The following is a 24,891-nucleotide window of genomic DNA, read 5'->3' as shown; positions in this document are numbered from 1 at the left end:
CGTTCTTCGATATGCTCGCCTCTCGACACGCACCCCTCACGACCCAGGAGCCCCGCATGCCCCGACCCGTCCTCCTCGCGCTCCGCACCCTCCTGCTGGTGCTGCTGCTCGGCTGCGTGCTCGTGCAGCTCGCCGTCGGCCCGGTCGCCCGGGAGGCGCTCGACGGCGGGCCGGTCGACGCGGTGCTCGTCGCCGTCGTGGTCGCCGGGCTGCTCTGCGTCGAGGCCGTGCTGATCGCGGTCTGGCGGCTGCTCAGCCTGGTCCGCGACGACACGCTCTTCGCGGGCGACCACCGCTCCGACCTCTGGGTCGACCTCGCGATCGGCGCCTTCATCGCCGGCGCGGTGCTGGCCGTCGTCGGCGCCGTCGCCTCGCTCGCCGCAGCACCCGCGCCCCTGCCCGCCCTCGCCTTCGGCCTCGTCGCCGTGGCGAGCGCGACGACCGCGCTGATCGTCGTGGTGATGCGGCGCCTCCTGCACCTCGCGGTGGAGCAGCGCAGCGAGCTCGCCGAGGTCGTCTGATGGCGATCGTCCTGCACCTCGACGTCGAGCTCGCCAAGCGCAAGATGTCGGTCACCGACCTGGCCGCCGCGGTCGGCATCACCACCGCGAACATCTCGATCCTCAAGAACGGCCGCGCCAAGGCCGTCCGCTTCTCCACCCTCGACGCGATCTGCGCGGTCCTCGACTGCCAGCCCGGCGACATCCTGAGTCGCGTCCCGGATGAGGAGGGGAGCAGCACCGCGCTCGTCGGTGACGCCTCCCGCTGAGAGCGCTCCCTCGACGCCCCGCGAAGGGGGACACGGCGCGCGCTCGATCGTCTCCGCGCCGAAACAGGCGTGCAACATCCGGCTCCGAGACTGGGGAGGCTCCAAGCCCCCTCCCACTCGATCCGAAGGTTGTCGCTTGTCCACCACCCCCTCGTTCCGGAGGGTCGTCCGACTCTCCGCCGCCACCGCCCTGTGCACCGGACTCGCACTCGGCACCGCCCTCGCCGCCCCCGCGGCGCTCGGCGCGACCACTCCCCCCGTCGACGCGGCCGCCCCCGCGGTCGTCGACCTCAGCATCACCGACGCCCTGGCGCTCCTGCAGTCCGGCGCGACGACGTCCGTCGCCCTGACCCAGCGCTACCTCGACCGCATCGCGGCCTACGACGACCCCTACGGCGACCAGCCCGGACTCGCCGCGGTCATCCTGGCCAACCCGGACGCGCTCGCCACCGCGGCCGAGCTCGACGCCGAGCGCGCGGCCGGCACGATCCGCGGACCGCTGCACGGCATCCCGATCCTGGTGAAGGACAACTACGCCACATTCGACATGCCCACCACCGCGGGCAGCGCCTCGCTGCACACGTACCAGACGAAGCTCGACTCGACGGCCGTGCAGCGCCTGCGCGACGCCGGCGCGATCATCCTCGCGAAGACCAACATGGCCGAGTTCGCCTGGCACGGCACCTACACGCTCAGCTCCGAGCGCGGCCGCACGAACAACCCCTACAACCAGGCGAACAGCGCCAGCGGTTCGAGCGGAGGCACCGGCGCGGCCGTCGCCGCCGGCTACGCCCCCGCGGGCCTCGGCACCGACACCTGCGGCTCGATCGTCGGGCCGAGCGCGCACCAGAGCCTCGTCGGCTACCGGCCGACGATGGGCCTGACCAGCGTCACGGGCATCGTCCCGCTGTCGCCGCGCCAGGACGTCTCGGGACCGATGACGACGACCGTCACCGACGCGGCGCTGCTGATGGAGGTGCTCGCGGGCTACGACCCGACCGACCCGCTGACCGTCATCGCGGATCAGCAGGACAGCTCCGACTACGTCGAGGGGCTCAGCGACACCGCGCTCGAGGGCAAGCGCATCGGCTACGTGCGCTGGGACTACGAGGAGGACCCGGCCCGTCCGGGCCTCGCCGAGACCACCGGGCTCGTCGATCAGGCGGTCCTCGACCTCGCCGCGCAGGGCGCCGAGATCGTGCCGGTGCCGACCTTCACCCGCGAGTTCGTGGCGAACACGCTCGTCAGCGGCGGCTACCTCGACCTGCGCCCCGGTATCGACGCGTTCTTCGCGGACACCGAGGCGACCTGGCCCGAGGGCCTCGCGGGTCTCACGGAGCCGGCCGACGCGCTGACCTTCTCGGACGTCATGGCGGACGGGAAGACCTCGCTGCTGCCCGACGACGTCGCGTTCTTCAACAGCAACGCGGACATCCCGAACCCCGCGTACGACGCGGCGATCGCGGCCCAGGACGCGGGCAAGCTGGCGATGGACCAGTTCTTCATCGACAACGACCTCGACGCTCTGGCGATGCCGACCAGCGCGACGGCGGCGACCCCCGACTGGGCGGGCACGACGTTCTGCGACGTCGGCGCGAACACCGGCGTCCCGACGGTCTCGCTGCCGGCCGGCTTCACCTCGACCGGGACCGCCGCCGGCCTCGAGCTGGCCGCCCCGCGCAGCCAGGACGCGGCACTGCTCGCGATGTCGTACGACTACGAGCAGGCCACGCTGAACCGCGTCGCCCCGGCGTCGACCCCGGAGCTGGCCGCCGCGCCGACCCCGGAGCCGACGGCCTCGCCGACCGCGCCGCCGGTCGAGCCGACGGCGGAGCCCACCGTGGCGCCGACGGCGGAGCCGACCGTGGCGCCCACCGTCGCGCCGACCGCTGAGCCGACCGCGACCGCCGGTCCCGTCGCTCCGGCGCCGACCGCGACGCCGAAGCCCACGGCGAAGCCCGGTGCCGCTCTCGCGCACACCGGCGCCGAGGGCACGACGGGGCTGGCCGCGCTGGCCTTCGCCCTGATCGCCGGCGGCGCGGGAGCACTCGCGCTGACCGCGACGCGCAGGCGCACCGCCCAGAAGTAACCACCGCACGGGAGGCGGGGTCGGCGGAGTTCCGCCGGCCCCGCTTCCGCGTGCCCGGCCGCACAACATCAGCTGGGAGCACGTCCCATCGCCGATGAGCGACGAGGCCCACTCTCAGCTGATGTTGCGGAGAGCTTCCGCGGCTCGGGCGGCGCTCCATGCTGATCGAGTAGCCCGCGCAGCGGGCGTATCGAGATCCACCACCGCCAGAAGACGAGTCTGCAGACCCTCCCTGCTGACAACGCCGGGTCTCGATACGCCCCTCCGGGGCTACTCGACCAGCATGCAAGCGGCCGGCGGTCCATGCTGATCGAGTAGCCCGCCTAGCGGGCGTATCGAGATCCACCATCGCCGGACGTCGAGCCAGCAGACCCGGCACGCTCAGGCGGCCACCGCGACCGGCTGGATCCGCGCCCGCGGCGCCCAGCCGACGGCGATCGCCGCGACGGCGAGCGAGAGCTGCCCCACCCACGGCAGCACCGCCGAGACGACCGACGCATCGCCACCGCTGGTCGCGAACGAGTCGGCGATGGACATCCCGATGCCGAAGCCCGTGAAGAAGCGGAAGAAGATCGCCGCGCCGACCAACGACAGCATCACGATCACGAGCCGCCGCGGCGTGAGGGCGTCGCCCGCGCGGTGCACGGCGAGCGCCGCCACGAACAGCGCGGGCACCGTCCAGAAGGCCGCCCAGATCGCGGTCGCGACGAGCGTGCCCGTGATCGAGAACCCGTCGCGCTCGGCCAGCAGCCGGTAGATCGTGGCGAGATCGGTGCCCGGCACCTTGGTGAGCGGATTCCAGACCAGCAGGTCGATCCCGCCGACCACGACCACAGCGACGACCAGCGCCGCCCCGCCCAGCGCGATCGGCGCCCGCCGCGCCCGCGACGCGGTCCGGTGCTCCCACGCGATGGGCCGCGTCCCGCCGATCACCGCGACGCCGGTCGCCAGCCCCGCGCTCGACACCAGGAAGCCCAGGAGCGGCAGCCACCACGGCGCCCCCGGCATCAGCACCCCGCCCGCCACCATCGCCGGCCCCGCGATCGCCGCGAGCAGCGACACCCGCGCCGTCCTCGTCTCGGCGGCGCGCGCGGCCCCCGCCATGTGCGCGGCGCCGACCAGCCCGACGACGAGCGCCAGCCCGATCAGGACCCGACCCGTCGCCTGCATCACCGTGAGCACCCCCGCGGAGACCCCCTCCGGCACCACTCCTCCGCCGGTCAGGTACCCGCCGATCAGGATCACCGCAGCAGCCGTCAGCAGCCCGAGCCCGCGCCGAGCCAGCCGACGCGGCCGGAGGAACCGCGGCTCCCCCGAGTGCACCGGCAGCCCGCGGTCGAGCGTCGCGCTGAGCACGAGCGCGCCGAGCACCACGTCGCGGCGCCGCAGCCCCGCCTCGCCAGCACCGGCGACGTCGGCCCGCCACTCCTCGAGGTAGCGCTCGCGGGCGAGCGGCGGGAGCAGAAGGGCCAGGAGTCGCAGCAGCAGGTCGATCACGCGCGGGCCTCCGCTCCGGAGAGCCGGACCGGCCGGGCCGCGGCGGCCTCGAACCGCACCACGGCGGTCGCCGCCGCCTGCGCGCCCTCGCTCGTCAGCTCGTAGAGTCGGCGCCGCGGACCGCTGCGCTCGGTGTCCGCCTCCCACGCCGACGACACCCAGCCGGCCCCCTCGAGCCGCTCCAGGATCGGGTACACACTGCCCGCCGGTCGCCCGGTGCCCTTGATGACGAGCATCCCCCAGGTCGGCCCGGAGGCGTCGAGGAGCGCGCGGAGCACGTCCGCGGTCGCGGCGGTCATGCGGCTGAGCGGAGTCATGCGCCGAGGCTACCTATATAGAGATAGAACGGTCAACCGCGCTGCTGCGATACTCGCGCCATGACCGCCTACAACCCCGCCGTGTATCCCGAGCCCACTCCCGGCACCGGCCCGCAGCCCCCGAAGACCGGGAACGGCCTCGCGCTCGCCTCGCTGATCATCGGCATCGTCGCGCTCGTCGGCGCCGTCATCCCGATCGTCAACTACGTCTCCGGCTTCGTCGCCTTCGTCGGCCTGGTGCTCGGCGTCATCGCGCTGTTCCTCAAGGGCAGGAAGAAGGGGACGGCCATCGCCGGCGTGATCCTCAACGCCCTGGCGATCGTGCTCGCGATCATCCTGGCGATCGTCTACACCGCCGGCTTCGCGAGCGGCATCTCGAACGCGATAGCGACCGCGCAGGCCTCGGCGACGTCCGGCACTCCCCAGACCCTCGTCTACGAGGTCACCGGAGCAGGCACGAGCACGTCGATCGTCTACTCCACCCTCGATGGCGCGAACTCCGGCGTCGAGCAGGCCGCCGCTCAGCCCCTCCCCTTCACCAAGGAGCTGCAGGTCGACAGCACCGCCTTCCAGGCGTTCTCCGTCACCGCGACGAACGGCGCCGACGACGAGGGCGACATCACCTGCCGCATCACCCTCGACGGCGAGGTCCTCGCCGAGGAGACCGGGACCGGCGCCTTCGCCTCGGCCGTTTGCATCGCCACCCCGCAGTAGCCGTGTCGTCCGAGCCACTTGACCCGCCCTCCGCCGCGGCGGATCTGCGGGGCGACGAGACGTTCGTCGGGATCGACGCGCGAGTCCTCGACTTCTGGCGCTTCGCGATGAGCGATCTGCGGATGAACAACACCCGTGGCTACCTCGCGGAGTTCCTGGTCGCGAGAGCCCTGGGTCTCCAGGACGTCCGCCGGGTGGAGTGGGAGGCGTACGACCTGCTGTTCGAGGGCATCAGCGTGGAGGTGATGTCGTCCGCGCTCTTGCAGGCCTGGCCGCAGGAGCGGCACAGCCGGTTGTCGTTCGGCGGGCTGCGCACCGGACCGCGGGGCTCCCGGACTCTGAATGCGGACGTGTACGTGTTCTGCACGCAGACGTCCGTCCGCCACTCGGAGTACGACCCGCTCGACCTGGCGGAGTGGACCTTCCACGTCGTCTCTCGGAAGGCGCTCGACGCTGCCGCCGGCGACTCGATCGGTCTCGGAGGAGTAGAGAAGGCCTCGGGAGGCGCGACGCCCTGGGCCGGGCTCGCCGATGCCGTCCGCGAGGCTCACCCAGGATCCCCGGAGCGCTGACCCGGACCCCGTCTTCGGGGCGAGCCGACAGCATCGCCCCGCACCGAGGACCGGCTACGCCCTAGCCTCCGAGCATGGAAGAACTCTTCGCCGCCGTGCTCGGCGCCGTCGTCGGCGCCGGAGCGACCCTCTACGTCGAGTCCCGTCGGCAGTCCTCCGCCGAGAAGAAGGCGGAGTGGAACGCCCTGGACCTGCTGCTGCTCGACCTCGGGCGGCGACGGGTCTTCCTCGTGCCGGGACGGACCCTCGTCCCGGGCACCGACACGTCGCCCGGCTCGGACTTCGACCGGATGAAGCGCTCCGTCCTGTCGATGCGGACGCAGATCGCCGAGGTCATGCGGTCACTGCGCCCGAAGTCCCCTGCCCGAGGACCCGTGCGCGCGATGTACCGCGCCTGCAACAGCTTCCTCGAGTCGGCGGAGCGCTCGCCCGATCGGCATTGGATCGCGGCCGACGACCTGCGCCTCGCGCTGGGTGAACAGGCGGAGATGATCGCCGGCTCGTCGAAGGGGAACGTCGAGCTGGTGCTGCCGGGATCCGAGGCGCTCTGAGCGGGCACGATGCCGGTCCTTCCGGGCGCTCCGAGCAGAAGTGCTCTCCCGCAGCCAGGACGCGCGCACCGTCTGCCAGCATGAAGACCTGCACTCGACGAGGGGGACATCTGTGGGGATCGTGAAGTGGCTTCTGAGCCTGCTGGAGACAGGGCCGACGCCCGAGAAGCCGGCGGGTACGACCGGCGCAAGGGTCCCCGCCTTCGCCGTCATCGACGTCGAGACGACAGGCCTCTCCCCTCGGCAGGACCGCATCCTCGAACTGGCGATCGTCCGCACCGATGCGGCGGGAGTCGTCGTCGACGAATGGGTCTCGCGCTTCGATCCTGAAGGCCCGGTCGGCGCCACCCACATCCACGGCATCCGGGCGTCGGACGTCGCCGGCGCCCCGCTGTTCCGCGACCTCGCCCCGACCATCGCCGCCGCACTCGGCGGAGTCACGATCGTCGCCCACAACGCGAAGTTCGACACGGCCTTCCTCCACGAGGAGTTCCAGGCGGCGGGATGGGCGGTTCCCAGGCTGTCGACCTTCTGCACCATGGACGGAAGTCACCACTACCTCCCGGACCTTCAGCGCCGACGTCTCGCCGACTGCTGCTGGGGTGCCGGCGTCGAGCTGGTCGACGCCCACTCCGCGCTCGGTGACGCACGCGCCACGGCAGCACTGCTCCGCAGCTACCTCACCGCCGATCGTCGACGCCCGCATCCGACTCTGGCCGCACTTCCGCGCACACCGCTCTGGCCGAGCGCGCCCTCTCGAGCCGCGGTCTCGCGGCGCCGCGACGCCGGAGCACGGCGGAGCGCTCCCGTCCGCATCACGCCGAAGCGCCCGGAGCAGCAGCCCCTCGTGCAGCAGCTGACGAATGTCGGCCTTCTCGAGCTCATCGACGAGGGCGCGCCGGTCGGAACGATCGCCTACCTCGAGCTGCTGCTCGACTGCCTCACAGACGGCGACCTCTCGGTGTCGGAGGCGTCCGCCCTCGATGAGCTGACCCGGACGTTCGGCCTCTCCGCGGCGGATGTCGCATCCGCCCACACTGCGTTCCTGCAGGCGCTCGCGCACCGGGCCCTCGACGACGGCCGGGTGTCGCAGTCGGAACGGCAGCAGCTCCTGGCCCTCGCCGCCCTGCTGTCCGTCCCGGCGAACTCGGTCAAGACCCTCATCGAGCGCGCGGACGCCGCCCGGATCACCCGGCTGAGCGCCGGGCTCGGGACCCTCCCCCGCATCTGGGCGCACGGCGCTCCCCTCCATGTCGGCGACCGCGTCGCCTTCACCGGTTGCGACGAGCGTCAGCGCGAGAAGCTGGAACGACGCGCCGAGCAGCTCGGGGTCCGGGTGCTGGGGAACGTCTCCCGCCTGACCGCCGTCCTCGTGGCAGACGGCTCCTTCTCGGGCGGCAAGCACGAGCGTGCCCTCGAGTACGGCACTCGAATCGTCCACCCGGACACCTTCGAGATCCTCCTCAAGCACCTCCAGCCGGCACGCTCGTCCGCCGAGCCGGAGGAGCGCACGACGCCTGCTGCGCCGCGCGACCAGCCCTCCGAAGTGATCGTCGTCGTGCCGACCCAGGCGCGATCGTCGGCGTCCCCGTCCGAGATCCGCAGCTGGGCGCTGTCGAACGGCCACGAGGTCGGCGTTCGCGGGCGGCTTCCGAAAGACGTGATCGCGGCGTTCGAGGCAGCGCGCCCGAGGGCGTAGGCCCCCGGGTTCCGCAGCGACGCGACGGCGGGATTCGAACCCGCGTCAGCGGTGTTGCAGACCGCTCCCTGGCCTCTCGGGCACGCCGCGATGGCGGCGGGAGCCGGTGTTCACGCACCGGATCCCGCGTCCATCCAGGGTGCTGCCCGGACGCTCGTGAGCGAAGTCCACTACCCCCGATGACGGGGTGTTTCGCCGTGTGACCCGGTGAGCTGCACGCTCGCAGGTCGGCGAGGGCCTAGCCTCCGAGCGTGAGCGAACGGCCCGAAGCGGCGACCAGGACCGGGACATCGAGACGCCCCCGGCGCCGCACCCTCGTGATCGGCGGCGTCCTCGCGGTGCTGATCGCGATCCCGGCCGGGCTCGTGGCGCTCGCGCTCAGCGACTGGGGCGACCCGACGGCCGGCACGGTGCCGCCGGAGGGGGACGGCCGGGTGCTGGTCGCCCGGCTGCTGCCCGTGCTCGACGACGACGCGGCCATCGCCGAACTCGTCCCCGCCGACACGGCGGAGCAGCGGGCGACGATCACGCGGTTCTGCTCAGACCTGGTCGGGACCGATCCGGTCGTGACGATCTACGACGCGATCGTGCCGACGCCGTTCAGCGTCTCCCTGCACACGGTGCCGGAGCCGGGAGTCGTCCCGCACCAGTGCGCGCTCGGGTTCAGCTGGGTGAAGGACGAGGGCTGGCACGTCGGCGCGGAGGCGAGCCGCCTGGACTGACCCCGCGCCGACGCGGAGTGCTACTTGCGGAACATCCGGGCGGTCGTCTCGAAGAGGCCGGCGACCGGGCGCTGCTGCTCGCCCTGCTGGGCGCCGAGGATGATGATGACGGCGGTCAGCACCGGGATCGCCCACTGGGTGACCTTCTGGACGCGGAGCGCGGTGGTCAGCTCGTCGGAGTTGCTCGAGGACGCCTCGGTGACGCCCTTCGCGCCCTCGTCGGCGTGCTTGGCCTGGGTCGCGCCGGCGATCGCGGCGGTGACGGAGGCGGCGCCCGCGAGACCGGTGACGATCGTCTTCACGACCGTGTTGGTGCGGCTCTCCTGCTGGTTCGCCAGGCGGGTCTTGTTGGCGAGGATCAGGCCGATGCCGCCGACGCCGTGGGCGGCGATCGCCGCGAGCTGCACGGGGGTCCAGCGGGCCCAGCCGTTCGCGGCGAGGCGCAGGCGCTCGGACGGGTCGGAGGAGGTGGACGCGGCGCCGTTCAGGCCGACGGCGCCCATCAGGGAACCGCCGAACCAGGCGGCGGCGCCGAGGTCGTGGAGGCTGCGGACGAGCGTGTTGCGTGAGGGCATGGAGGCCTCTTCCTGTGCGGGTCGTCTGAGGGTGGCTGGCTCCTGACGGTACGCGCGTGCCCGCGAAACGAACGGGGCTTGACCTCTCGCCCGCGGCGCGCTCGAGTGGAGCGGTACCGACCCGAGGAGCGAGCACGATGAGCGACGACACGACCGACGACGAGAAGCGCGGCATCCGCGACGACTTCCACGACGCCGTGAACATGACGGCGAAGGAGATCGAGTCCTGGCTCGAGAAGGACGAGTCGAAGGAGGTCGGCCAGAAGCCGGCGAGCGGCGGCGAGTCGGTCGGCCACCACAGCGGCCGCCGGATCATCGACATCCTCGGCACGAAGCAGGCCGACCTGAGCGACGACGACTACGCGCACATGAAGAAGGTCACCGGCTACGTCGCCCGGCACTCGAAGCAGCGGCCCTCCGGTGACGTGACCGAGACGAAGTGGCGGTACTCGCTGATGAACTGGGGGAACGACCCGCTGAAGGGGTGAGCCGGCGGGGCCCTCGTTGCCGAGGCGTCCCCGAACCGTCGAGACGTCCCTGTACAGCGGGACGCCTCGACGGGAGCGGGACGCCGCGGCGGCCGACGTGCCTGCGGTGGGCGGATCTCGATACGCGCGCTGCGCGCGCTACTCGATCAGCAAGATGGGGGCGCCCGCCGAGCATGCTGGTCGAGCAGCCGCCGCAGGCGACACCATGCTGGTCGAGCAGCCGCCGCAGGCGACACCATGCTGGTCGAGCAGCCGCCGCACGCGACACCATGCTGGTCGAGTAGCCGCCGCAGGCGGCGTATCGAGACCCGCCCCCGTCAGCACCGCCGCCGCAGGCGTCCGACTCGCGGCCCCGCCGTCAGTCGACCGCGCAGCTCGCGTCGATCGGGCCGATCACGCCGCCGGTCACCGGGACGATGCCGCAGTTCGGGAAGCCCGCGCGTGGCCGGTGCGCGGGGTCGATGGCGCGCAGGAGGCTGCCGAGCACCGTGCCGTGGGTGACGACCAGCACGTCGCCGTGCTCGGCGGCCGGCAGGATCAGCGCGAGCGCCGCCTCCACGCGCTCCCGGACCGACGCGGCCGTGTCCGCTCGGCCGGAGGGGTCGTGCCGGTGGATCGCGTCGATCACGCTGTCCAGGCCCGCGTCGGTCATCCGCGGCCAGTCCGCCGAGGCCGGCACGTACGAGTAGCCGTGGTCCGCGAAGACCGGCTCCCAGAGCGACGCGTTCGGCTGCCCCTCGAAGCCGCCGAAGTGCCACTCCCGCAGCGTCGTCGTCGGCACCGGCTCGATCGACGGATGCCCCGCGAGCGCCGCCGCGGCCGTGGTCCGCGTCCGGGTGAGGTCGCTCAGGAACGCCGCGACCAGCGGCACCCCGCGCATCCGCTCCCCGAGCGCCGCGATCTGCCGCTCGCCCCGCGCGGTCAGCGGCGAGTCGCACCACCCTTGCAGCTGGCCGTTGACGTTGAACAGCGTCTGGGCGTGCCGGACGAAGTGGACGGTGCCGCGGGTCATGGTGCTCTCTCCGTAGTGACTGACAGGACGGACGGGACTGACAGGACAGGAACGCGCCCTACTCCGGCGCCGCCCGCGCGATGTGCAGCGCCAGGAACGCCACCTCCTCGTTCGGCAGCTCCGCACCGTACTCCGCCCGCACGAACGCGCGGACCCGCTCCGCCGTCGCCACCGCCCGCGGATACCGCATGCTGAGGCTGGTGAAGAGGAAGTCGTCCGAGCTGACCAGCAGCCCGCCCGAGAAGAACCGCTCGGCGAAGTACTGCAGGTGCGCCACGAAGCGCGCCGAGCGCAGGTCCTCGCGGTCCAGCGCCGCCCCGCTCGTGTGCTGGATGATCGCGGTCACCGAGCGGATCAGCTGCACGATCCGCAGCGAGTCGATGCCGACCTTGCCCAGCTCCGCGTTGGCGAGGTGGAAGGCCACGTTCGCCGCCTCGTCGTCCGGCACGTCCACTCCGAGCCGCGAGCGCATCGCCGCGACCGCCCGCTCCCCCACCGCGTACTGCACCGGGTACACCGAGCGCATCTCCCAGGCCAGCCGGTTGGCGACCGCGAGCCCGCGCCGCTGCCGCTCCACCGCGAAGTGCAGGTGGTCGGTCAGCGCGAGGTACACGTGCGGGTCGAGCTTCAGCCCCTGCTCCTCCGCGTCGGCCACGACCGCGCGGGTCAGCTCGACGAACTCCGGCGGGATTTGCGCCAGCAGCTCGACGAGGTTCCGCTGGTCGGCGTCGTCGAGCGCGACGAACACCTGGTCCACCGCGGACGCCTCGATCACCTCGCCCGCCTTCGCGCCGAAGCCGATCCCCTTGCCGAGCAGCACCCGCTCGGCGCCGCGCTCGTCGACGACGAGCACGACGCTCGAGTTGAGCACCTTCTTGATGGTCTGCATGCGTGTCTCCGTCGACGGCGTCTGCGCGGCCCGGCGGGCAACTGGAGCGAGGAGGGTCATCCCAGGTCGGCGCCGTTGGACGCGATGACCCGCTGGTACCAGGAGAAGGAGTCCTTCCGGTACCGATTCGTGCTGCCGTGGCCGAGGTCGTCCATGTCGACGTAGACGAACCCGTAGCGCTTCGAGATCTGCGAGCTGGAGGCGCTGATCAGGTCGATCGGCGCCCAGCTCACGTAGCCGAGGAGCTCCACACCCTCGTCCACCGCCTGGATCATCTGCTCGAAGTGCGCGCGGAGGTAGTCGATCCGGTAGGGGTCGTGGATGCGGGGATCCTCCCCCTCATTGTCCGATGCGACGAGCTCGTCCCGCATCCCGAGCCCGTTCTCGACGATGAACAGCGGCTTGCCGTAGCGGTCGTAGAGATCGATCAGCGAGATCCGCAGGCCGACCGGGTCGATCTGCCAGCCCCACTCGCTCGACTCGAGGAACGGGTTCTTCACCCCGAGCACCGTGTTGCCGGGGGTGCGCTCGGCGTCCGGGCGCACCGACTCCGTCATCGACATGTAGTAGCTGAACGAGATGAAGTCGACGGGGTGCCCGCGCAGCAGCTCGGCGTCGCCCTCCGCGAACGGGATCTCGACGCCGCGCGCCGCGAGGGCGCGCAGGGCGAGGCGCGGGTAGGCGCCGCCGGCCTGGACGTCGGTGCAGAGGTAGAGCATCCGCTCCTTGGCCTGGGTCGCCGCGACGTCGTCGGGGTGGCAGGTATTCGGGTACGTCGTCAGCATCGTCAGCATGCAGCCCATCCGCGCCTCGGGCCAGAGCTCGTGCAGGATGCGGGTGACCGACGCCGACGCGACGAACTGGTGGTGCAGCGCCGTGTAGCAGGCCTGCTCGACACTCCCCTCGACGGTCTCCTCGATGATGCCGCCCGAGGTGAACGGGTGGCGGATGATCCCGTCGATCTCGTTGAACGACAGCCACATGTCGACGAGGTGGCCGAAGCGCTCGAAGCAGGTGCGGGCGAAGCGCTCGAACAGCTCGATCGTCCGGCGCTCGACCCAGGCGTTGTGCTTGAGGGCGAGGGCGAGCGGCGGGTCGTAGTGCGAGAGCGTGACCAGCGGCTCGATGCCCAGGCGCCGCATCTCGGTGAAGAGCGCGAGGTAGTAGGCGATGCCCTCCTCGAGCGGCTCCGCCTCCTCCCCCGTCGGGTAGAGCCGAGTCCAGGCGATCGAGACGCGGAGGGTGGTGAAGCCCATCTCCGCGAAGAGCGCCAGATCGCCGGGGTAGCGGTGGTAGAAGTCGATGCCGCGGCGCTTGGGGTAGTACTCGGTGTCGTCGTCCGCCATCGCCGCGGTGATGCTCGCCACCGTGTTCTGATGGTGGATCGCGTACTCCTTGGGGTCGGCCTTCGGCTTGTAGGAGGCGACGTCACTGACGGCCGGCCCGCGCCCGCCCTCGCGCCACGCGCCCTCGACCTGGTTGGCGGCGAGTGCGCCGCCCCAACGGAATCCCTCAGGCAGCGCCATCGGCGAGCTCCTTCTCTTTCTGGGTGACGGTGATGATCGCATCGCCCGCCGACACGCGGTCGGCGGCCTCGATGAGCACGGTGTACTCGGCCGAGTTGGTGATCAGCACCGGGGTGGTGGTGTCGTAGCCGGCGGCGGTGATGGCCGCGAGATCGGCGGTGAGCAGCAGCTGCCCGGCCTCGACGCGCTCGTCGACGGCGACGTGCACGTCGAAGGGCGCGCCGTCGAGCTGGACGGTGTCGAGTCCGACGTGGATGAGGGCCTCGACCCCGTCGTCGCGGCGCAGGCCGATGGCGTGCTTGGAGCTGAGGACGGCGATGACCGTGCCGGCGAACGGCGAGCGGACGACGCCGTCGGTCGGGCGGATGGCGATGCCCTCGCCGAGGACGCCGGCGGAGAAGACGGGGTCGTTCACCTCGCTGAGCGGGATCACGTCGCCGCTGAGCGGGGCGGTCAGGGCGGTCGCGTCGGCGGCGTCCTTGGCGACCACGTCGCCGAGGGCCTGGACGCTGGCGGAGGCGTCGTCGCGCCAGATGATGAAGGAGACGACGAACGAGACGGCGACTGAGATCAGCAGGCCGATGACCGCGTTGAGCAGGTTCCAGGGGTTCAGCCCGTCGATGAACATCGAGATGCTCGCGACACCCGGGCTGACCAGCGCGAACGCGGCGACCTGCGTGGCGCCGATGTAGGCGCCGCCGACGACGCTGCCCGAGATGACGGAGATCAGCGCGCGCTTGTTCTGCAGGGTGACGCCGTAGAGGGCGGGCTCGGTGATGCCGAAGAGCGCGGAGAGCCCGCCGGAGAAGGCGGTCGCACGCAGCGCCGCGCTCTTGGTGCGCAGGGCGATCGCGAGGCTGGAGCCGGCCTCGGCCGCGTTGTGGGCGAGGGAGGAGGCGAGGTAGAAGGTGTCCTTGCCCGCGCTGGCCATCGTCGCGATGGTCGGCGGGATGAAGGCCTTGTGCATGCCGACCGAGATGATCAGCGGCAGGACGCCGGCGAGGAGGGCGACGGCCACCCAGCCGAGCGCGCCGTAGAGGCCGATCAGGGCGCCGGTGAGCATCGAGCCGAGCCAGTAGCCCAGCGGGCCGAGCAGGAAGATCGTGGCCGGAGCGACGATGACGAGGCACATCAGCGGCACGTAGAACGTGCGGATCGGTCCCCACGAGTGCTTCGTGAAGAAGCGCTCGACGACCGAGAGGAGGAGGACCGCGAGGATCGCCGGGAACACCTGCGCGTTGTAGGCGATCACCGGGACCGGGATGCCGAAGAGGGCGACTCCGCCCTCCTGGTTGAGCAGCGCGGTGAAGGCCGGGAAGACCAGCACCCCGACGAGTCCGAGGGCGAGCGGCCGGTTCACGTCGAGCTTCTTGGCGCTCGTGTAGGCGACGAGGAGCGGCAGGAAGCCGAACACCGCGTCCGGGATGGCGGACAGCAGCTTGAAGTTGTCACTCGCGGGGTCGAGCCAGCCCACCGCGGAGGCGAGGACGAGGAACGACTTGAAGATGCCGGCTCCGGCGATGGCCGGGATGATCGGCGTGAAGACGCTGACGACGAAGTCCATGATCGTCGCGCCGAGGCGCTTGAGCGAGCGGGGCTGCTCGGTCTTCGGGGTGGTCGCCTCGGTGCCGCCGCGCAGCTTCTCGACCGCCGCGTACATCTCGGCGACGCCGTTGCCGACGATGACCTGCGTCTGCGGCCCCATGACGACGCCGATCACGCCGGGCACCGCCTTCAGGGCGTCGACATCGGCCTTCTGGTCGTCCGCGAGCGCGAAGCGCAGGCGGGTCGAGCAGTGCTGCAGCTTCGAGACGTTGCCGGCGCCGCCGACGTGCTCGAGGATCGCCTTCGCGCTGTCCTGGGTACTCATCGGTACTCCTTCGGGTGTGTGGGGGACGCGCGCTTCCCTGCGCTGTGCTGCATCGCGTTCTCGCTGCTTCCGTCGCTGTCCCCGCACCGTCATCGGCGCGTCAGGAGGCGTCCGGGCACAAAAAAAGGACCCGACGACGCTTCGTACGCGTTTCGTCGGATCCTGCCTGCACGACCAGTCACATGTCCGAGAGCGAACATAACACGGGGGTGGCGGGGGCGTCAAAGACGGGGCGGACCGGCGGGACCGGCCCCGTTCCGCTGTCCTTCGGCCGCTTCACGCTCTCGGAGGACGGCCTCCTCGACGATCCGGACGATCTCGTCCACGTCCTCGTGCTCCCAGAAACGGAGGGAGGTCCAGCCCGCCTCTTTCAACAACCGGTCGGTGTCGCGATCACGTTCGCGATTCCTGGTGACCTTCTCCGCCCAGAAGCCGGCGTTGGTCTTCGACACCGTGTGGTGCACGGGACAGCCGTGCCAGAAGCAGCCGTCGAGGAACACCGCGATCCGCTGTTTCGGGAACGCGACATCGATCGTCCGCCTCGAAGATCCGGGCACTTTGAGCTGGAGGCGGAAGCGGAGACCTGCAGCGTGGAGCGCTGATCGGACTCGCAGTTCCACCTTCGTGTCACGCCCGCGGTTCGAGAGCATCGACCGCCGGACACCGTCGCTCGAGGCCCAGGACATCGGTCGATGGTATGTCGAGGTGGGACTCCATCAGCCGATCCGCGCCGGTAGCTTTGTCACATGACTTCCGGCCCCATCCGCACCCTCGATCTTTTTGCCGGCGCGGGAGGCCTGACCGCCGGTTTCCACGCAGCCTCACCCCGGATCGAGACCGTCGCAGCCGTCGAGTGGGAGATCGCGGCGGCGGCGTCGTTCGAAGCGAACTTCGGCCGCGGAAAGGCCTGGGCCGGCAGCATCCAGAGCTGGTTGGCCGAATCCGAGATGCCGACGGACATCGACATCGTCATCGGCGGTCCGCCCTGCCAGGGCTTCTCGACACTCGGGAAGCAGGACGTCGAGGACGAGCGGAACGACCTCTGGCGGACCTACGCGGAGACGATCCATCGGGTTCGTCCCAAGTACTTCGTCGTCGAGAACGTCGCCGCCTTCACCAAGTCGCCACAGTTCCGCGAGTTCGAGGCGGCCGTCCAGCCAGGCGAGATCCTCGAGGACTACGCCTTCGAGTGCCGGATCCTGAACGCAGCGGACTACGGAGCGCCTCAGGCGCGCAAGCGAGCGGTGCTGATCGGACACCGGCGCGACCTCCCTGCGCCGGGCTTCCCCGTCCCCACCCATCTCGGGAACCACCGCACAGTGCGGGACGTGCTGATGATGGAGCACCGAGTCTCCTTCGAGACCATCGACGAGAACAGCCTCACCGAACGGTCGATCGAGTTCGCGGGGAAGATCTTCAAGGGGCCGTACTCCGGTCTCGAGCTCCACACCAGTAGGAAGTACTCACCTCTTTCGCTTCAGCGCTTCGAAGTCATCCCCGCCGGCGGGAACCGCTTCGATCTGCCGTACGAGCTCCAGGCCGACTGCTGGCGGAAGCACCGCACCGGCTCCGCGGATGTGATGGGCAGGCTGCACTGGGACAAGCCTGCGGTCACGATCCGGACGGAGTTCTTCAAGCCCGAGAAGGGGCGGTACCTGCACCCGGAGGCCATGCGGTCGATCTCCTTGTACGAGGCGGCGATCCTGCAGGGATTCCCCACGGACTACAAGTTCGTCGGGTCGAGGACGGCGATCGCGAAGCAGATCGGTAACGCGGTACCGATCCCGCTCGGAGCGGCGATCGCGACCCAGCTCATCGAGGTGCTGAACGGAATGACGCCGGCGGCGATGGACCCGGCAGTGGTTGGCCCGATCGGGCGGTCGTCGGTGCTGCCCGAGGAGCGCGTTCCTCTCTTCTGACCCGAGTGCTTTTCCGAGCATTCGTCCGTTCTGAACGACACCCGTCGTCGATATAGGCTTCGAAGATCAGCGTCCAACGAAGGATCAGTGGTCTCATCAGCACCGACATGTTCTACGGAATGTTCGCCCTCTATGCCCGTCAGCACGGTGTCGAAGAAGCGGAGGAATCCATGGCCGGCGTCCTGCCGGTCGAGACGCTGACGGCTCTTCGCGAGCGATTCGACTCGGATCGCAAGAAGGTGCAGAGGGGCGGCCCGGTCATCATCTCGGCAGGACGTCCCGACTGGTATCCGGGCCCCACGCCGAAGGACAAGTTCTGGAATGCGCTCTACCACCAGTTCGAGTCGGAGAAGTGGAGCGACGAGAGGCTCCTGAGCGTCAACAAGTCCTCGGACAAGGTCGTCGCCCATACGGAACGGCCGGACAAATCGAGTTGGAGTACGCGCGGGCTCGTGGTCGGGTACGTGCAGAGCGGCAAGACCACTAACTTCCTCGCCACGGCCGCCAAGATGGCCGACCTCGAGTACGGGCTCATCATCGTGCTCTCGGGTATTCACAACGCCCTTAGGAAGCAGACGCAGATGCGTCTGGAAGAAGCTCTGACTCGTGTGCCCGCGAAGGACTGGTTCCGACTCACCGAGCTGAATCGCGACTTCCGGCTCCCCTCGTTCGACGCAGCTGCCCTCCTCTCCGGACATCAGACCGGTGTAGCAGTGGTGAAGAAGAACGCGTCCGTGCTGAGGAAGCTCAAGAAGTGGCTCGAAACCGACGGGGCCCGCACGGCACTCAAGGAGCGTCCGATGCTGATCATCGACGACGAGGCCGATCAGGCGTCCATTCAGACGAACACAATCAACCCCCTGATCACCGACCTTCTCAAGCTCGCATCGAAGTCGACTTACATCGGCTACACCGCCACCCCGTTCGCGAACGTCTTCATCGATCCGTATGACACCAGCGACCTCTATCCACGCGATTTCATTCTCAGCCTGCCGCGTCCCGATGGATACTTCGGACCGGAAAAGATCTTCGGCCGAGATGTCGTCACTTCCGACCTCGGCCCTTCGGACGAGCCGGAGGACGGCTATGACATGGTGCGCATCGTGCCCGACGACGACGTCGCCAAGCTTCGACCCGGGACGAAGGACGCGGCCTCATTCGAACCGGAGCTGACAGCGGGGTTCGCCGACGCGCTCGATTGGTTTTGGCTGGCGACCGCGGTGCGTCGCGCTCGTGGCGACCTCGGCCACAGCTCGATGCTGGTGCACACCTCGGTCAAAACATCGGTTCACGAAGCCTTCAAGCCGATGATCGAGGAGTATCGCGCTGGAACCGCGGACGGGCTCGCGAAAGAGGACTCGGCAACCGCGAGACGTTTGGAGGAGGTCTGGGAACGCGAGAGCCACCGGGTGCCGCCCGCTTCCGCCGATCGCGCAGTATTCACGTTCGTGGAGATCCTGCCGTTCCTCCGACGCGCTGTCGACGACTCCAGAGTCGTACTCGACAACTTCCGCAGCACTGACCGACTCGATTACAACGCAGAAGCATCACAGGTCGTCATCGCCGTCGGCGGAAACACCCTCTCGCGCGGCCTGACACTCGAGGGCCTCGTTGTGAGCTTCTTCGTCCGAGCTGCCGGTACCTACGACACTCTGATGCAGATGGGGCGGTGGTTCGGTTACCGGACCGGGTACGAGGAGCTCCCTCGCATCTGGATGACGGGCGAGCTGCGCGAGAACTTCCGCCATCTGTCCCGCGTCGAGTACGAGATGCGGGACGACATCGACCGCTTCCAGCGGGAGGACATCACCCCGGAACAGGCGGCGGTGCGCATCAGCACCCATCCGGCGCTACGAATCACTGCGAAGATGGGAGCAGCGTCCCCCCTGTTCGTCTCGTTCGAAGGTCGTCGCTTCCAGACCAGGTACTTCCGCAACCGCGACAAGCAGTGGCTCTCGCAGAATCTGACTGCTGCCGTTGATCTGTTGAGGAGCTGCGCGGAGGAGGACCTCACCATGGAGACGAGCACGATCGGAGCTCGGCTCTATCGTGACGTCCCCGTGCACCTCGTCCAGCGTTTTCTCGACGCCTACTCCGTCCATGGAGACTCCAAAGATGTCGATACGGCGTTGATGAGCGAATACATCGCCCGTAGCAACGCCGCATCCGAGGGCTCGCTCCACAGGTGGTCCGTTGCGATCGTGGAGTCTCCGAACGGGAAGGAGACGACCGTCGGCGATTTGAGCGTCCGCATGGTGACACGAGGTGTGGTGGACGATAAGGACTACCCGCACCCGGGACGCGCGGATATCAAGACACTGATGAGCAAGGAGGATCGTGTACTCGACCTGGACATCACCAGGGCGAACGCACGTGAGCTGGCCGAGAAGAAACTGGATGTGCGTCGTAATGAGGATGATGTCCTGAAGCACCGAGGTCTTCTCGTGCTTTATTTCATCGATCCCGATGGGGGCGCAGAAGGCGGCCAGCAGCGGCAACGCCTGTCGATGAACGCGGTCGAAGTGCCCGTCGGCATGGGAGTCGTCTTCCCCACGCAGTCCTCACCAGAACTCCGAGTCGCTGCTTCGAAGGTGTCCGTCGATCTGTCCGCGATGGAGATCGAGACACCGGACGACTTTGCGGAAGGTATCGATGAAGACACGGAGACGGAATCGCCCGCGTGAGTCCCCGATCCTCGACGGCCGGCGCTTGGGCCGTGCTCAGCCGACCCTCCGAGAGCCGTTTCGAGTCCTACTTACTCAGAAAGGTCGGCGCTAGGCACGTGCGTGCCGCCCTCGACGACGAAGGTCACCGCCATCTCCTCGTTCCGCTCAAGGTGAGACCGAAGCAGCTTCCGCAGAACGGCGAGGTGGTGGTCTTCGACGTGTTGCCCCTGGCCTTCGGCGACGAGACAGGCCTCGTCCTCGACATCGCCTGCACCGACGTCTCTGTGCACGGTGAATTCGACCTGTTGATCGATGAGGTGACCGACTCGATCGAGACGCTCGAAACGGCCGGCGCGGCAGCGCTGGACGCCGTCGATCGTTGGCGGCGCCTTCTGGCTCTTCAGCGCACGAAAGGGCTTTCGTTCATCGAGCAGCTGGGTCTCGCAGCCGAGCTGATGTTGCTGGAGCACGCACTGAGCATCGACGCGACTTCGATCCCGTCCTGGCGCGGCCCGTTCCGAGAACCGCATGACTTCGAATTCGCTCGCGACTGCATAGAGGTCAAAGCTCTGGCCGGTGCCGCGACCGTAGAGATACACGGGCTCGAGCAGCTGTCGGAACACGAGGCGAAGAGCCTTCATCTCGCTCTGGTCGAAGTCTCCGAAGCAGATGACGGGGCGACAGTCGTTGAGACGGCGCGACGCCTACGCGATCGGTACGGCGTCGATCTCAGTGGCCCCCTGTCCGCGGCTCGCCTCGACCTGGAGCAGGACGACAGCACTCTCGCGCGATTCGTCACCGGCTTCGTGATCGTGATTCGGGTCACCGGTGACACACCACGCTTGACTGTGTCCGAAGGTGCGTCCTCGGAGGACTTCTCCGGAGTGAGCTATTCCCTTCGGACGGCGGCTCTCCTGCCCTACAGCTCGGGACAAGATCTCGACACACTCCTGAAAGAGGTTCTCCATGCCTGAGTGGTGGTCGCAGCGTTTCGCGCCCGAAGGATCGGCGGCCGCCGACGGCATCAAGAAGCAACTCGGTCAGCCCCGGCTCGACCCGCTGACCGTCCTGGCTCGCGAAGCCGCGCAGAACAGCTGGGATGCTCGGGCCGGCCGAGAAGTGCGATTCAACATCGACATCTCACGCCTCGGGGACCGCGCGGACGTGTGGCGGGATCGCTTCCAGTCGAATCTTCCGAGCGCGAGCGGTCTCTTCGGTTCGACCGAGTGGAACGCCGACACTCTGGTGATGACCGTGAGCGATAGAGGGACGGTCGGACTCGGTGGTCCCGCCCGCGCCGATCTCCGTGTAGAGCAGGACGAACGCCCTGACTTCGTCCAGTTCCTCCGCAACGTCGGAGAACCCCGCAATCAGTCCCTGGGTGGGGGCACCTACGGTTTCGGGAAGGGCATCTATTATTCGGTGAGCAAGGCGAGCGCCATCCTCGTCGATACTCACGCGGTCGACCGCAAGGCGGGGCGGCGCGTCATGGGTGCGGCAATGACGCACAAGTGGGAAGACGGCGACGAGGTCTACACCGGGCGTCACTGGTGGGGTGACATCGTGGGCGGCGTTCCCGACCCGGTCACCGGTGAAGAGGCTGCAGCTCTGTCCTCCGAACTCGGTCTTCCCGGTTTCGCCGAGGGAGAGCACGGCACGGACGTGATCATCATCGATCCGAGCCTCGGAATGTTCGACTCGGACAGAGACCGCACGGTCGAAGAGGCGATCGCATACCTGCGCTCATCGATGGTGTGGCACCTGTGGCCGAAGACGGTCGAAGCTCAGGAGGGCGTCGTTCTCCTCTCGACGAGTGTCGATGGACTGGTCGAGCAGGTCCCGTCCGCCGATCGGATCCCCTCGATGCAGGCGTTCGTCATCGCTCTCGAGAAGGCCCGCCGACAGGAAGGCCAGAAGTACGAGCGGAAGCGCGAGCCGTTCGACGTAGGCGTGTTGGCTCTCCAGATCTCGGAGGCGCAGCCCTCCGACTCTGAGGAGTTCGGCGCTGCCTGCCCTCTCGAAGGTCCGAGGCGTCATGTCGCCCGCATGAGGCGGGTCGAGCTCGTGGTCGACTACTTCGTCGGCGAGGAACATCCTGATCCGCGATTCGGCTACGCCGGTGTGTTCATCGGGTCCGAAGAAGCGGACGAGGTCTTCGGGCGAGCGGAGCCGCCGACACACGATGCGTGGGTCCTCGCCGGTCTTCGGGGTACAGATCTCGGCGTCGTCCGTGATCTCGGTCCGTTCCTCCGCGCGCGCATCCAGAACGAGGTGAACCCGCGGCGAGCGGCGAAGGCGACCTCCGAGACAGCCGGTCTAGGCCGCCTCGCAGCTCGCCTGGGTTCGGTGACCAGGAGTTTCTCCGGTACCGGCGCCGGCGCGGACGGCCCGAGCACCACCGGCGGCGGTAGCGAAGGAGAAGGCGGTGGTGGGGGTGGCGGGTCCCGGAAGAGACGTGCCGCGAAGCCCCGGTTCGTCGAAGGCCCTGACATCGTCGTGGAGAACGACACTGCCTTTCTTCGGGCGCTCGTCGAGGTGCCGAGTAGCGACGAGGGACAGAGCGTGATCGCCACCGCTCAGATCGTGCTCGAGAGCGGTGGAACGGAGGAGGACCCACCGGAGGGGACGGCCGGACCAGAATTCGAATGGCGAAGCGAGCAGGACGATCTCCTCATCGTGGGACCGATACTTCCTCCGGCTCCCGACGCCGGTGAGAGATGGTGGCTGACCGCCACTGTCATCGACGACGCGGCAGTACGCCTGTCCGTGGATTGGAACAACTGACGTGGTCGACTCTGTCGCGCCTTACAGGACCCCCCGACCAGGGACGATCAAGTGGTCACTGCCCGATCTCCTCGACGGGGACGCCTGGATCCCGCTCGGTGAAGAAATCGAGGGGTGGGACCCGTCCATGGATCTGATCATCCGCGGTTCCGTGGAGATGGATCCTCAAGCCGTCGAGACCGAGACGGGCCTCGGCCTGGACGAGATGGCGCTCGTCGTCTCCTGGTCCTGCTCCTCCAGTCGATTCCGAGCCGCCGCTCCTCGACAGGCCCTGACCCGAAGCGGAGTCACTCACTTCACCGTGACACTGCCGGGCGATCGCCTGGACGGGAACGTCGAGGTCACCACCGCGGTCGTGGCGTTGCCCCGTGCGGATGTCGGTGCCGGAACGGCACGTCGACGGGGCTCCGTCCTCACCGACCGCCGTTTCACCGTCGCGCTCGAGGGCACCGTCGGAATGTTCCCGGTGGAGATCGTCGACTTCGTCAAGACCCGGTTGCCGAACAAGGCGAGCTGGCACCTCGAGACGTCTCAGGAGCTGGACCAGACCTTCTTGGCGGGATTCCGCCTGCAGATCAATGAGCGTGATTCCGAACTGACGAAGGCGATCGGCTCTCGCAACCCGAGTGATCGCGAACGGATGCTGCTCGACGCCCTCGAAGAGGGCGTGCTCGGGCTTCTTCTCGAATCCGCATCGATGCTCCAGCACGAGCTGACCTCGGAATCGTCGTGGGAGGAGGACACTGTCGGCCACGTCCTGCATTCCCTCCTCACCCGCGCGGATGATCTCGGATCCGTGCCGACCGTTCCGGCGGAACTGGCCATGTGGCGTTCTTCGATCATGTCCAAGGTCCGCGGTCTCGGGGTAGGGCGGCAGATCGCATGATCATCTGGCCTCGACTGAGTAGAGCAGTCGCATCCGGTGAATGGGAACGGGTGAAGAGCGCGAAGGCGGCGACCGGCTCCTCCCTCATCCGAGACGTGCAGTGGCGAGCGATCGGTAATCGCGCGGACGAACAGGAGTTCGCGCGGCTCCGCGAGCGGATGACGGAGCTCGCGCAGAGCCACGGTTACCCCGAGTCGACGTCGTCGGATGCGCTCGGGCGCTTCGACCGCGAAGCAGCCTTCGTCGTCAGAGAACTCGTGGACGTCCCTTTCGCGGAGGCGGCCGCCGGCGACGTCTGGTCCTTCGTCGCGTTCGCCGTCCTACCCGAATTGACGGAGTGGCGCTTCGGCCGTAAGAACAAGGAACGTTGGATCGGCAGCGATCTGACCCGTCACACGTGGGCTCGACTCTGGTGGCAGGGTGAGGCCTTCCGCCCAGAACCGGAGCTTCTCCGTCAACTCTCTGAGAGCGATCTGAATCAGCTCTTCGAACGGCGATCGATCGGAGGTGACGGCCCCCTGGTCCGGGCTCTGGCTCGGTCCTTCGCGGACGTCTCCGACGAGCGCCGAGCTGTCGTTCGGGACACGACGAAGAGGATTCGGCGACTCCTCGCCTTCGTGCAGTCCTCGGCCCTCGAGCCGGATGAGATCAGGACTCTCGTTGAGGAGGTGGTGCAACTCTCGACGGCAGCGGTCACCGGAACGGCAGCGGTCACGAAGGATCAGCAGGCCGCGAGCGGCGCGGGTTCGGCAGTGGTCGTCCCCGACGCAGACGTTCCCGATCGGGCACTCGGTCTCGTCGAACCGTCCTACCTCGCCTACAGCCGCCCGGCAGCGCTTTCGGCCACCCAGCTCCTCGAGACCTCCGCACTCGAAGACATGATCGAGAGCGCCGTCGCAATCGAAGGCCCTGTTCTGCTGTCGAGGCTGCGCCGACTGATCGCAGGAGCGGTCGAGGACGAATCGATCCTCAGTTCCGCAGACGCGGCGATGGGCTCCGCCATCGAGGCGTTGCTCGAAGCACGTCGAATCGAGGCCGACGACTTCGAACTCCCCGGGTTGGGCTCCCAGCGAGCACTACGAGTGGTCGGGACTCCAGACCTCCGAGTGCGTCCGCTCGGTGCGCGACGTCTGCTGGAGGTACCCCTGCGCGAGGCGCTGGCAGCCGCCCGCCTCGCACCGGAAGACACTCAGACGAGCCGGATGGAGCATCTCCTCGCCTTCTACGGACTTCACGACATCGACGTGCTCGATCGAATGGTCCTGCTACAACTCGCGAACGCCGGTATTTGAAGAAAGTGATGCCGCGCTCTACGAGCGGGAGGCCACTCCCCTCCCGGTTCCGTG

General features: G+C 68.9%; 23 protein-coding genes and 1 tRNA gene. 15 read left to right on the top strand and 9 right to left on the bottom strand.

The window, feature by feature from the left end; genetic code table 11:
• The first annotated feature begins 56 nt into the window (after positions 1-56).
• The 3 genes from MT355_RS01230 (at position 57) to MT355_RS01215 (ending at position 2,858) form a co-directional block, all read left to right on the top strand.
• Entirely contained in the window at positions 57-521 is a 465-nt protein-coding gene (locus MT355_RS01230; RefSeq protein WP_243598236.1) for a DUF2975 domain-containing protein, read from the top strand.
• On the top strand, positions 521-769 hold the full coding sequence (locus tag MT355_RS01225; protein ID WP_173251434.1) for a helix-turn-helix transcriptional regulator: 249 nt from the start codon (positions 521-523) through the stop codon (positions 767-769). The genes MT355_RS01230 and MT355_RS01225 overlap by 1 nt, the downstream gene beginning before the upstream one ends.
• Before the next feature lie 136 nt (positions 770-905).
• Positions 906-2,858: an amidase gene (locus tag MT355_RS01215; RefSeq protein WP_279391989.1), complete on the top strand. Its 1,953-nt coding sequence runs from the start codon at positions 906-908 to the stop codon at positions 2,856-2,858.
• Positions 2,859-3,239: 381 nt separating this feature from the next.
• Here the strand turns inward: MT355_RS01215 and MT355_RS01210 are convergent, their stop codons facing one another.
• A complete protein-coding gene (locus MT355_RS01210) occupies positions 3,240-4,355 on the bottom strand; it encodes a hypothetical protein (RefSeq protein ID WP_243598235.1) in 1,116 nt (371 codons plus the stop codon).
• A complete protein-coding gene (locus MT355_RS01205; protein WP_243598234.1) occupies positions 4,352-4,672 on the bottom strand; it encodes a PadR family transcriptional regulator in 321 nt (106 codons plus the stop codon). The genes MT355_RS01210 and MT355_RS01205 overlap by 4 nt, the downstream gene beginning before the upstream one ends.
• Before the next feature lie 60 nt (positions 4,673-4,732).
• On the opposite strand from MT355_RS01205, the gene MT355_RS01200 reads away from it, so the two are divergent.
• The 4 genes from MT355_RS01200 to MT355_RS01185 all read left to right on the top strand — a co-directional run bounded on the left by MT355_RS01200 (position 4,733) and on the right by MT355_RS01185 (position 8,208).
• Positions 4,733-5,386: an MmpS family transport accessory protein gene (locus tag MT355_RS01200; protein WP_243598233.1), complete on the top strand. Its 654-nt coding sequence runs from the start codon at positions 4,733-4,735 to the stop codon at positions 5,384-5,386.
• Between the two features lie 2 nt (positions 5,387-5,388).
• Positions 5,389-5,958 (top strand): hypothetical protein, encoded by a 570-nt coding sequence (locus MT355_RS01195; RefSeq protein WP_243598232.1) that lies wholly within the window; start codon positions 5,389-5,391, stop codon positions 5,956-5,958.
• A 74-nt stretch (positions 5,959-6,032) separates the two neighbouring features.
• Positions 6,033-6,509, top strand: coding sequence for a hypothetical protein (locus tag MT355_RS01190; protein WP_243598231.1), 477 nt, complete (start codon positions 6,033-6,035; stop codon positions 6,507-6,509).
• Between the two features lie 112 nt (positions 6,510-6,621).
• Complete coding sequence (locus tag MT355_RS01185; RefSeq protein ID WP_243598230.1) at positions 6,622-8,208, top strand: histone-like nucleoid-structuring protein Lsr2; 1,587 nt, start codon at positions 6,622-6,624, stop codon at positions 8,206-8,208.
• A gap of 19 nt (positions 8,209-8,227) precedes the next feature.
• On the opposite strand, the gene MT355_RS01180 is transcribed toward MT355_RS01185, so the two are convergent.
• A tRNA-Cys gene (locus MT355_RS01180) sits at positions 8,228-8,298 on the bottom strand.
• 161 nt (positions 8,299-8,459) lie between these two features.
• Here MT355_RS01180 and MT355_RS01175 point away from each other — a divergent pair.
• Positions 8,460-8,930, top strand: a complete 471-nt coding sequence (locus tag MT355_RS01175; RefSeq protein WP_243598229.1) for a hypothetical protein — start codon at positions 8,460-8,462, stop codon at positions 8,928-8,930.
• 20 nt (positions 8,931-8,950) lie between these two features.
• Here the strand turns inward: MT355_RS01175 and MT355_RS01170 are convergent, their stop codons facing one another.
• Positions 8,951-9,505 carry a hypothetical protein gene (locus MT355_RS01170; RefSeq protein ID WP_123446696.1) on the bottom strand — a complete coding sequence of 185 codons (555 nt, stop codon included), beginning with the start codon at positions 9,503-9,505 and terminating at the stop codon, positions 8,951-8,953.
• Positions 9,506-9,642: 137 nt separating this feature from the next.
• Here MT355_RS01170 and MT355_RS01165 point away from each other — a divergent pair, with 137 nt between their 5' ends.
• Positions 9,643-9,993 carry a DUF3140 domain-containing protein gene (locus MT355_RS01165; RefSeq protein WP_243598228.1) on the top strand — a complete coding sequence of 117 codons (351 nt, stop codon included), beginning with the start codon at positions 9,643-9,645 and terminating at the stop codon, positions 9,991-9,993.
• Between the two features lie 358 nt (positions 9,994-10,351).
• On the opposite strand, the gene MT355_RS01160 is transcribed toward MT355_RS01165, so the two are convergent.
• From MT355_RS01160 to MT355_RS01140, 5 genes are all read right to left on the bottom strand, one after another.
• On the bottom strand, positions 10,352-11,005 hold the full coding sequence (locus MT355_RS01160) for a histidine phosphatase family protein (RefSeq protein WP_243598227.1): 654 nt from the start codon (positions 11,003-11,005) through the stop codon (positions 10,352-10,354).
• A gap of 58 nt (positions 11,006-11,063) precedes the next feature.
• Positions 11,064-11,894 (bottom strand): PRD domain-containing protein, encoded by an 831-nt coding sequence (locus MT355_RS01155; protein ID WP_243598226.1) that lies wholly within the window; start codon positions 11,892-11,894, stop codon positions 11,064-11,066.
• A gap of 56 nt (positions 11,895-11,950) precedes the next feature.
• The gene (locus MT355_RS01150) at positions 11,951-13,420 is read right to left on the bottom strand and encodes a family 1 glycosylhydrolase (protein ID WP_243598225.1); all 1,470 of its coding nucleotides are present in this window, start codon (positions 13,418-13,420) and stop codon (positions 11,951-11,953) included.
• Positions 13,407-15,290, bottom strand: coding sequence for a beta-glucoside-specific PTS transporter subunit IIABC (locus tag MT355_RS01145; RefSeq protein ID WP_243598224.1), 1,884 nt, complete (start codon positions 15,288-15,290; stop codon positions 13,407-13,409). The genes MT355_RS01150 and MT355_RS01145 overlap by 14 nt, the downstream gene beginning before the upstream one ends.
• Before the next feature lie 221 nt (positions 15,291-15,511).
• Complete coding sequence (locus tag MT355_RS01140; protein ID WP_243598223.1) at positions 15,512-15,976, bottom strand: very short patch repair endonuclease; 465 nt, start codon at positions 15,974-15,976, stop codon at positions 15,512-15,514.
• 60 nt (positions 15,977-16,036) lie between these two features.
• Here MT355_RS01140 and MT355_RS01135 point away from each other — a divergent pair, with 60 nt between their 5' ends.
• The 6 genes from MT355_RS01135 (at position 16,037) to MT355_RS01110 (ending at position 24,837) form a co-directional block, all read left to right on the top strand.
• Entirely contained in the window at positions 16,037-17,209 is a 1,173-nt protein-coding gene (locus tag MT355_RS01135; protein ID WP_123446703.1) for a DNA cytosine methyltransferase, read from the top strand.
• A gap of 107 nt (positions 17,210-17,316) precedes the next feature.
• The gene (locus tag MT355_RS01130; RefSeq protein WP_243598222.1) at positions 17,317-19,893 is read left to right on the top strand and encodes a Z1 domain-containing protein; all 2,577 of its coding nucleotides are present in this window, start codon (positions 17,317-17,319) and stop codon (positions 19,891-19,893) included.
• Positions 19,890-20,849 (top strand): PD-(D/E)XK motif protein, encoded by a 960-nt coding sequence (locus MT355_RS01125; protein WP_308197284.1) that lies wholly within the window; start codon positions 19,890-19,892, stop codon positions 20,847-20,849. The genes MT355_RS01130 and MT355_RS01125 overlap by 4 nt, the downstream gene beginning before the upstream one ends.
• Positions 20,842-22,659: a hypothetical protein gene (locus tag MT355_RS01120; protein WP_243598220.1), complete on the top strand. Its 1,818-nt coding sequence runs from the start codon at positions 20,842-20,844 to the stop codon at positions 22,657-22,659. The genes MT355_RS01125 and MT355_RS01120 overlap by 8 nt, the downstream gene beginning before the upstream one ends.
• A 127-nt stretch (positions 22,660-22,786) precedes the next feature.
• Positions 22,787-23,545, top strand: coding sequence for a hypothetical protein (locus MT355_RS01115; RefSeq protein WP_133671954.1), 759 nt, complete (start codon positions 22,787-22,789; stop codon positions 23,543-23,545).
• A 50-nt stretch (positions 23,546-23,595) separates the two neighbouring features.
• On the top strand, positions 23,596-24,837 hold the full coding sequence (locus MT355_RS01110; RefSeq protein ID WP_243598219.1) for a DUF6339 family protein: 1,242 nt from the start codon (positions 23,596-23,598) through the stop codon (positions 24,835-24,837).
• The last annotated feature ends 54 nt before the right edge of the window (positions 24,838-24,891 follow it).

It is taken from the genome of Rathayibacter sp. VKM Ac-2929 (genome assembly GCF_022815495.1).
In the GTDB taxonomy this organism is placed as follows: Bacteria; Actinomycetota; Actinomycetes; order Actinomycetales; family Microbacteriaceae; genus Rathayibacter; species Rathayibacter festucae.
This window is presented reverse-complemented; position numbering and strand designations above follow the sequence as displayed.